Origin of the sequence: Microbacterium sp. 2FI (assembly GCF_005502885.1) — a bacterium.
Lineage (GTDB): Bacteria > Actinomycetota > Actinomycetes > Actinomycetales > Microbacteriaceae > Microbacterium.
Window position 1 is genome coordinate 156,617 of the sequence record NZ_SCMR01000006.1, and the last position, 6,800, is coordinate 163,416.

Here is a 6,800-nt window from a genome sequence, read left to right on the forward strand (position 1 = left end):
ACGTCGGTGCTCGAAAAATGGGCACGCCGCGCGAGCGCGCGAGACACATACGGCCTCAGCATCCGTTCCGTCTTGCAGGAGTTCCCGCATGCCCACCGTCTCGGCGCACGTCGCGCTCACCCTCGCCCGCCACATCGACCACGTCTTCGGGGTCATGGGCAACGGCAACGCCTACTTCCTCGATGCGCTCGAGCGCGGCGCCGAGGTCGCCTTCACCGCGGTACGCCACGAGGCCGGCGGTGTCGTCGCGGCGGACGCCTTCCACCGCGCATCGGGACGCCTGGCCGCGGCGACCGCGACGTACGGCGCGGGCTTCACGAACACGCTCACGGCCCTCGCCGAGGCAGTGCAGGCACACGTTCCGCTCGTGCTGGTCGTCGGCGACGAGCCGACGTCGGGGCGGCGCCCCTGGGGCGTCGACCAGATCGCGCTGGCGTCGGCGGTCGGCGCTCGCACGTACACGGTCGGGCGGACGGATGCCGCAGCCACGACCGTCATCGCGATCGAGCACGCCCTGACCTATCGCGTGCCGACCGTGCTGGCGATCCCGTACGACGTCGCCGCCCTCGAGGCGGGGCCGGTTCCCGAGGCACCCGAGCCACGGGTGCCCGGTCCGCTCGCACCGAGCGGAGCGTTCGCCACGGGTGCGGTGCGCGAGATCGCGGCCGCACTCGCGGGCGCCGAGCGTCCGCTCCTGCTGGCAGGGCGCGGCGCGTGGATCTCGGGCGCGGGCGCCGCGCTCGGCGAGATCGCCGACCTCACCGGCGCCGTCACCGCCTCGACCGCGCTCGGGCGCGGTGTCTTCCCGCGCGCCGAATTCGAACTCGGTGTGACCGGGGGCTTCGGGGCCGAAGGGGCGATGGAACTCGTGCGCCAGGCAGACGTCGCCGTCGTGTTCGGGGCGTCGCTCAACCAGTTCACGATGCGCTTCGGCGATCTGTTCGCCCCGGGGACGCGCGTGTTCCAGATCGACGTCGCCCCCGCGGCGACGCACCCCCACATCGCGGGTTTCGTGCGAGCGGATGCCGCCGTGGCGGCGCGCGCGATCGCCGAGGCCCTGCAGGCCGGCGGCGCTGCCGCAAGCGGCTGGCGCGACACCGTCGACGTCGCGGCGCTGCGGGCCTACGACGAGGGCGACGATCTCGCCCCCGACGGGCGCCTCGACCCCCGATCGGTCGCCGCGCGGATCGGCGAGCTGCTGCCCGAGGACCGCGTCGTCGTCTCGGACGGCGGGCACTTCATCGGCTGGGCGAACATGTACTGGCCCGTGGCCTCACCCGACCGCATGATGATGATCGGCACGGCGTTCCAGTCGATCGGACTCGGCTGGCCGTCGGTCGCCGGCGCCGCCCGCGCCCGACCCGAGGCGACGGTGGTGCTCACGACCGGCGACGGCGGCGGGCTCATGGCGCTCGCCGACCTCGAGTCGGCGGTGCGGGTCGCGGGCGGCCGCGGTGTCGCTGTCGTCTGGAACGACGCAGCCTATGGCGCCGAGGTGAACCTCTACGGACTCAAAGGACTCGCGCAGGGGCCGATGCTCATCCCCGAGGTCGACTTCGCCGCCCTGGCCGCCGGCGTCGGTGCCGAAGGGGTCGTCGTGCGGACGCTCGGCGACCTGGATCGCCTGCAATCGTGGACCGCCGAGCCCGCGGCATCCCGCCCGTTCCTCGTGCTCGACTGCCGGATCTCGGGCGCCGTGATCGCGCCCTATCAGCAGGAGATCATCCGCGTGAATTCCTGACGCAGCTGCGCGGGCGTCGCGGTTGCGACGCAGTGCCGGGGGGGTAGACGATGGAGGGTGTGATCGTATACGATTTCGCATACGACGCTAGGGCGAGGGAGCTCATGACCGAACAACGCTCATCGGATGCCGCAGATCCGCGGTTCGCCGCGCTCGGGCGCCGTCCCGGCAAGATCATCGCGATCCACCTCAGCTACGCCTCTCGCGCCGACCAGCGCGGCCGGCGCCCCGCCGCGCCGTCGTACTTCTTGAAGCCGTCGAGCTCGGTCGCGGCATCCGGCAGCACGATCGAGCGCCCCGCCGGCACCGAGCTCCTCGCCTTCGAGGGCGAGATCGCGTTGGTGATCGGCACACCAGCCCGGCGCGTCAGCGTCGATCAGGCATGGAGCCACGTCGCGTCGGTCACCGCGGCCAACGACTTCGGCCTCTACGACCTGCGCGCGAACGACAAGGGCTCGAACCTGCGCTCCAAGGGCGGCGACGGCTTCACGCCTCTCGGCCCCGCCCTCCTCCCGGCCGGCGACCTCGACCCCACCGCGCTCCGCGTGCGCACATGGGTGAACGGCGAGCTCGCGCAGGACGACACGACCGCCGGCCTCATCTTCCCGCTGGCGCAGCTCGTCGCCGACCTGTCGCAGCACGTCACCCTCGAAGTCGGCGACGTGATCCTCACCGGCACGCCCGCCGGCTCTTCCGTGGTCGTGACGGGCGATGTCGTCGAGGTCGAAGTCGACTCCCCCGCGCTCGGGCTGTCGACCGGTCGCCTCGTGACGACCGTGACGCAGGGCGCGGCATCCTTTGATGCCTCCCTGGGGTCGCTCCCCGCGGTCGACGACACCCAGCGCGCCGAGGCCTGGGGATCCCGCGAGGCTGCGGGGCTTCCCGCGGAGCCCGCGACCCTTGTCACCGGATCAGGTGATGTCGCCGGGGCAGGACGAACCGCCCCGGAATCTCCATCACCGGCGACAGCACCTGATCTCGTCGCGGCCCTCTCGCCCGAACTCCGGCAAAGGCTCGAGCGGACCCCCGTCGCCGCACTGTCCGCACAACTGCGCAAGCGCGGACTCGACGGCCGCTGCATCCCGAAGCCAAGCTCGTCGGCACCGCCCGCACCCTGCGGTTCGTGCCGCTGCGTGAAGACCTCTTCGCCAGTCACGGCGGCGGCTACAACGCGCAGAAGCGCGCGTTCGACGCGGTCGGCGAGGGCGAGGTCATCGTGATCGAGGCCCGGGGCGAGACCGGCTCTGGCACGCTCGGCGACATCCTCGCGCTGCGTGCCCAGGCCCGCGGAGCGGCCGGAATCATCACCGACGGCGGCGTCCGCGATTACGACGCCGTCGCCGCAATCGGCATCCCGGTGTTCTCCTCCGGCGCGCACCCCGCGGTCCTCGGCCGGCGCCACGTGCCGTGGGACCACGATGTGACGATCGGATGCGGCGGCACCACCGTGCAGCCGGGCGACGTCATCGTCGGCGACGCGGACGGGGTGATCGTCATTCCGCCCTCCCTCGCCGAGGAGGTCGCCGACGCTGCGCTCGCGCAGGAGGAGGAGGACGCCTGGATCGCCGAACAGGTGCGGGCGGGGCATCCGATCGACGGACTCTTCCCGATGAACGCCCACTGGCGCGCGATCTTCGCGGAGCGCCAGAAGTGACCGCCACCACAAGCCTCAGCAAGTCGCAGCAGGCCTACCGCTGGGTCAAGGAGCGGATCGCGAGCCAGGAATTCAGCCCCGGCTATCGACTCGTGCTCGGCACGATCGCGGGCGAACTCGACATGAGCGTCGTGCCCGTGCGCGAAGCGATCCGGCAGCTCGAAGCCGAAGGCCTCGTGATGTTCGAGCGCAACGTCGGCGCGCGTGTCTCGATGGTCGACGACACGCAGTACCGGCACAGCATGCAGGCGCTGTCGATCCTCGAGGGCACTGCGACGGCGCTCGCGGCGCGGCGCCTCACCGTCGACGACATCCGGCGCGCGCGATCCGTCAACGACCTCATGGTCGAGACGCTCGACCACTTCGACCCGCGGGCGTTCACGGCGCTCAACCAGGAGTTCCACTCGACGCTGTTCGAGAAGTGCTCGAACCCGCGGATGCTCGAACTCGTGCACGCCGAGTGGGCGCGCCTCGGTCACCTCCGCGACTCGACCTTCAGCTTCGTGCCCGGCCGCGCTGCGGAGTCGGTGCGCGAGCACGAGAACATCCTGTCGCTCATCGAGACGAGCGCCCCCCTCGCAGACATCGAGACGGCCGCCCGCCGCCACCGATCGGCGACCCTCGACGCCTACCTGATCCATGAGCACCCCGACGAGGCACTCGGCCTCCCCGACTTCTGACCCTCTCCCCTCCGACTTCGACGAGGAAACCCCATGACCGACGCCCGGCACTTCCCCGACGGCCTGCCCGACCGCATCCGGCACTACATCGACGGCGCGTTCGTCGACTCGCAGGACGGCGACACGTTCGACGTGCTCGATCCGGTGACCAACGAGACCTACGTCACCGCCGCAGCCGGCAAGAAGGCCGACATCGACCTCGCGGTGGCAGCGGCGCGGCGCGCCTTCACTGAAGGCCCCTGGCCACGAATGCTGCCCCGCGAGCGGTCGCGGGTCCTGCACCGCATCGCCGACATCGTCGAATCGCGGGATGCCCGTCTCGCCGAGCTCGAGTCGTTCGACTCGGGGCTTCCGATCACTCAGGCGCTCGGCCAGGCGCGGCGTGCGGCCGAGAACTTCCGCTTCTTCGCCGACCTCATCGTCGCCCAGGCCGACGACGCCTACAAGGTGCCAGGCCGTCAGCTGAACTACGTCAACCGCAAGCCGATCGGCGTCGCCGGGCTCATCACCCCATGGAACACGCCCTTCATGCTCGAGTCATGGAAGCTCGGCCCCGCGCTCGCGACCGGCAACACGGTCGTGCTCAAGCCCGCCGAGTTCACACCCCTGTCCGCGTCACTGTGGGCCGGCATCTTCGAGGAGGCCGGGCTCCCGCAGGGGGTCTTCAACCTCGTCAACGGACTGGGTGAGGATGCCGGCGACGCGCTGGTCAAGCATCCCGATGTCCCCCTCATCTCGTTCACCGGCGAGAGCCGCACGGGGCAGATCATCTTCGGCAACGCGGCCCCCTTCCTCAAGGGCCTGTCGATGGAGCTCGGGGGCAAGTCGCCGGCGATCGTCTTCGCCGACGCGAACCTCGACGAGGCCATCGACGCCACGATCTTCGGGGTGTTCTCGCTCAACGGCGAGCGCTGCACCGCGGGGTCGCGCATCCTCGTCGAGCGGTCGATCTACGAGGAGTTCGTGCAGCGCTACGCGGCGCAGGCCTCGCGCGTGAAAGTCGGCTACCCGCACGACCCCGCGACCGAGGTCGGCGCCCTCGTGCACCCCGAGCACTACGACAAGGTCATGAGCTACGTCGAGCTCGGCAAGACCGAGGCTCGGCTCGTCGCCGGCGGCGGCCGACCCCAGGGCTTCGAGACCGGCAACTTCGTCGCACCGACGGTGTTCGCCGACGTCGCGCCCGACGCCCGCATCTTCCAGGAGGAGATCTTCGGGCCGGTCGTCGCGATCACGCCCTTCGACTCCGACGCCGAGGCGCTGGCCCTGGCGAACGACACGAAGTACGGCCTGGCCGCCTACGTCTGGACGAGCGACCTGACCCGCGCCCACAACTTCGCGCAGGGTGTCGAGGCCGGCATGGTGTGGCTGAACTCGAACAACGTGCGCGACCTCCGCACGCCCTTCGGCGGCGTCAAGGCCTCGGGTCTCGGTCACGAGGGCGGCTACCGCTCGATCGATTTCTACACCGACCAGCAGGCCGTGCACATCACGCTCGGCGCCCCCCACAACCCCACCTTCGGCAAGGAAGCTTGAGATGACGACCCGCGACGACATGACCCTGACCTCTTCGGGCTACTACGTGAGCCAGGAAGCGCCGATCCGCACCGACGACCCTGTGCCGACGCCACTGGCTTCTCCGCCCGACATTCTTCGCTGCGCCTACATGGAGCTCGTGGTCACCGACCTCGCGGCATCCCGCGTCTTCTATGTCGACGTGCTCGGGCTCTACGTCACCGAAGAGGACGACGAGGCGATCTACCTGCGGAGCACCGAGGAGTTCATCCATCACAATCTCGTTCTCCGCAAAGGTCCCGTCGCGGCCGTCGCGGCCTTCTCGTACCGGGTGCGCTCGGCCGCCGAACTCGACAAGGCGGTCGCGTTCTATGAGGAACTCGGATGCCGCGTCGAACGTCGCCCGGACGGATTCGTGAAGGGCATCGGCGACTCGGTGCGCGTCACCGATCCACTCGGCTTCCCATACGAGTTCTTCTTCCAGACCGAGCACGTCGAGCGCCTCTCGTGGCGGTACGACCTGCACACGCCGGGCGAGCTCGTGCGTCTCGACCACTTCAACCAGGTGACGCCCGACGTGCCGCGCGCGGTCGCCTTCATGCAGGACCTCGGGTTCCGCGTGACCGAAGACATCCAGGACGACGAGGGCACGGTCTACGCGGCGTGGATGCGCCGAAAGCCCACAGTGCACGACACCGCGATGACCGGCGGCGACGGACCCCGCATGCACCACGTCGCATTCGCGACGCACGAGAAGCACAACATCCTGGCGATCTGCGACAAGCTCGGCGCGCTCCGTCGCTCCGACGCGATCGAGCGCGGCCCCGGCCGGCACGGCGTGAGCAACGCGTTCTACCTCTACCTGCGCGACCCCGACGGGCATCGCGTCGAGATCTACACGCAGGACTACTACACGGGCGACCCCGACAACCCGGTCATCACGTGGGACGTGCACGACAACCAGCGGCGCGATTGGTGGGGCAACCCCGTCGTCCCCTCGTGGTACACCGAGGCATCGCTCGTGCTCGACCTCGACGGCAACCCGCAGCCGGTCGTCGCCCGCACCGACGCGAGCGAGATGGCGGTGACGATCGGCGCCGACGGCTTCTCGTACACGCGGCCAGCCGACGCCCCCGAAGACCTCCCGAGCTGGAAGCAGGGCGAGTACAAGCTGGGCCACCAGCTGTGACTTGTCTCTTATACACATTCT

Annotated in this window: 4 protein-coding genes and 1 pseudogene; all 5 read left to right on the forward strand. The window is 70.2% G+C overall.

The features are described from left to right. The first annotated feature begins 88 nt into the window (after positions 1 to 88). The gene (locus FFS15_RS07640) at positions 89 to 1,741 is read left to right on the forward strand and encodes a thiamine pyrophosphate-binding protein (RefSeq protein WP_137844415.1); all 1,653 of its coding nucleotides are present in this window, start codon (positions 89 to 91) and stop codon (positions 1,739 to 1,741) included. A 104-nt stretch (positions 1,742 to 1,845) separates the two neighbouring features. After that, positions 1,846 to 3,395: pseudogene (locus FFS15_RS07645) on the forward strand (fumarylacetoacetate hydrolase family protein). Continuing rightward, the gene (locus FFS15_RS07650) at positions 3,392 to 4,075 is read left to right on the forward strand and encodes a GntR family transcriptional regulator (protein WP_137844416.1); all 684 of its coding nucleotides are present in this window, start codon (positions 3,392 to 3,394) and stop codon (positions 4,073 to 4,075) included. The pseudogene FFS15_RS07645 and the gene FFS15_RS07650 overlap by 4 nt, the downstream one beginning before the upstream one ends. Positions 4,076 to 4,108: 33 nt before the next feature. Further along, positions 4,109 to 5,611, forward strand: coding sequence for a 5-carboxymethyl-2-hydroxymuconate semialdehyde dehydrogenase (gene hpaE, locus FFS15_RS07655; protein ID WP_137844417.1), 1,503 nt, complete (start codon positions 4,109 to 4,111; stop codon positions 5,609 to 5,611). 1 nt (position 5,612) lies between these two features. Then, the gene (hpaD, locus tag FFS15_RS07660) at positions 5,613 to 6,779 is read left to right on the forward strand and encodes a 3,4-dihydroxyphenylacetate 2,3-dioxygenase (RefSeq protein WP_137844418.1); all 1,167 of its coding nucleotides are present in this window, start codon (positions 5,613 to 5,615) and stop codon (positions 6,777 to 6,779) included. Positions 6,780 to 6,800 lie beyond the last annotated feature (21 nt).

Excerpts from the sequence above, each read along its gene's own strand:
- FFS15_RS07640 (WP_137844415.1), top strand. The coding sequence starts at position 89 with ATGCCCACCGTCTCGGCGCACGTCGCGCTCACCCTCGCCCGCCACATC.
- hpaD (WP_137844418.1), top strand. The coding sequence starts at position 5,613 with ATGACGACCCGCGACGACATGACCCTGACCTCTTCGGGCTACTACGTG.
- hpaE (WP_137844417.1), top strand. The coding sequence starts at position 4,109 with ATGACCGACGCCCGGCACTTCCCCGACGGCCTGCCCGACCGCATCCGG.